1 pseudogene is annotated in these 644 nt (G+C 68.6%); it reads right to left on the bottom strand.

The window, feature by feature from the left end:
- A pseudogene (locus tag G6R25_RS24440) lies at nt 1-593 on the bottom strand (helix-turn-helix domain-containing protein); the annotation flags it as partial.
- Nucleotides 594-644: the final 51 nt, after the last annotated feature.

Raw genomic sequence — 644 nt, 5'->3', positions numbered from 1 at the left:
GCTAGGACGAAGAAGCAGTACAGACGCTGGAGCGTCACGGCGCAGTCCACGTGGAAGAAGTCGACCGCCAGCATCGTCGATGCCTGCGCGCGCAGGAACTGCCGCCACGTCGTGTCGGTCTGGCGCTTGGGCGCCGGGGGCAGCCCGAGGGTTTTCAGGACCCGTCGGATCGTGGACGCGCTGACCCGGTGGCCGAGTGTGAGGAGCTCGCCTTGGATCCGCTGGTAGCCCCATGTCGGGTTCTCGGTCGCGAGCCGCTCGATCGGCGCGTCAATCTCCCGGCCGACCGGAGGTCGTCCTGTCCGCTGCGGGTAGGTCCGTTTCTGTGTGATCAGGCGGCGGTGCCACCGCAGGACGGTCCCCGGGGTGACCAGCCGGTGGGCTCGCAGCGTCGTGGGCAGGAGTCGGATGAGTGCGGCGAGGATCGCCCGGTCGGCCCAGTCCCACCGGGGCTTGGGCTGGGTACGGCGCAGCACCGCGACCTCGTGCCGCAACACGAGCAGCTCGACGTTCTTGGAGGTCGGCGAACGCCCGAGGAGGACCAGCCAGCCGCACACCCGAACGAAGATCAGATAGAGCAGGCGGATGGACATGGCTGACCATCATGCCGACAGCCGCGCCGCCGCATCATTCCAGCTCACAGC

It is taken from the genome of Candidatus Frankia alpina, from assembly GCF_902806485.1.
GTDB lineage: Bacteria > Actinomycetota > Actinomycetes > Frankiales > Frankiaceae > Frankia > Frankia alpina.
Note: the sequence above shows the minus strand (reverse complement) of the source record. Positions and strands in the feature narration are given on the sequence as shown.